The organism is Type-D symbiont of Plautia stali (genome assembly GCF_001485335.1).
Lineage (GTDB): Bacteria > Pseudomonadota > Gammaproteobacteria > Enterobacterales > Enterobacteriaceae > Pantoea > Pantoea vagans_C.
Map to the genome: position 1 here is coordinate 1 of NZ_BBOC01000186.1, position 1,324 is coordinate 1,324.

At 33.6% G+C, this 1,324-nt stretch carries 2 protein-coding genes; both read right to left on the reverse strand.

From position 1 onward, the window contains the following. Positions 1 to 252, reverse strand: a 252-nt coding sequence (locus tag PSSD_RS28320) for a hypothetical protein (RefSeq protein WP_235589311.1), incomplete at its 3' end; no start/stop codon positions are given. A 204-nt stretch (positions 253 to 456) separates the two neighbouring features. After that, entirely contained in the window at positions 457 to 1,098 is a 642-nt protein-coding gene (locus PSSD_RS25885; RefSeq protein WP_153011529.1) for a hypothetical protein, read from the reverse strand. Positions 1,099 to 1,324: the final 226 nt, after the last annotated feature.

Genomic DNA, 1,324 nt, shown 5'->3' on the forward strand with positions numbered 1-1,324 from the left:
ATTTCCGCAAATTGGAATAACCTTTGATATTTTATATGCTGACTGACCAAAAACCACCGCTGAAATCAAAGACCAGTCGGTTGAACTTATCAATAATTTCATTAAATCCATTACCCCCTTATTATCTGATAACCCTTTTGAAACTGACATGAGCACAAAGGCTATGAATGGAATGATTATAAATATTATTTGACCATATATGTCAGATAAAAGTGACTTTTTCTTTTTATCACTGTGGTTCGAAGAGGTCACTTTGTTCCCCATAGTTCCGAGATATTTTAAAAACTTCGATTATTCTAACATTTTTGTATGATGGCTTAGGAGATTTGACATTCTTATTTATAACCAAATCGAATTCGATGGAAGCCTCAATTGTATCTTTTGGCCCTATTGCCCCAAGTAGGCCAGATTGATAATTCGAAAGCCATTTTTCATCGACAAGCCGTGCAGAAAATTTCATTCCAGAAGTCGTGTCTTCAATCCACCAAACATTGCTGCCTTTGTTAACAGGAAAATTGACGTAAAAATTTCCTTTAGTTTTATGGTGACTGGTTTTTTTGAAATCATTTCAATAACATTGTCAGATATGTTAATATTCCTAGTGATTTTTTTAAAATCAACACTGTCTTTATTACCGGGAATCCCTCGCCCTAAATAAGCGAATTCTCCATTTCTAAGTTTTAAATCCAGAGTAGATAAATCGTCCACAATGCCTGCTAACATTTTTCGGTCAAAGTAGGGTTCTACTTTAAGAGCATCACCAGGTAATTCCTGATCTTCTATTGCTTCAATTAATGAGTTTGATACGAACTCCAACTTTTCCACTTCGTCAATATTCGGATTGTTTTCAAGTGAATCAGCAAGAACCACAGCACTTTCATACACTAACCTATCAAATTTTTCTTTAATGCATTTTATCCAAGCAATCGCAGAACCATTTTCCAGCAAAATTAATTTAAATTCCGGATGTGAGTGTTCTCCAACTGCTTTTAAAGAAAATAAACCTATCTTTTTATATATCCGCACATAATCAGTTAGGATATTTAAGATATCTTCAGGATCTTGTCGCTCCTCATTAAAATGGAATTTGATAGCCACTGACAAGTCCACCTGGTTGTTTTCCTTATCAAAAAATTAAAATAGTTAATACAAAATTGAAGGCGATTTGTAGAGATTAGAAAAAAATAAATGAGATAAATCTTATACCATTTTGGATCCATTCTTTTCAAGTCAATGTTGAACAAGCCCACAAGTGATAAGGGATTACTGAGATAGGTAAGACATAGCTAGATAATTTAACATAATTTACGTTATGCGCCTTTGG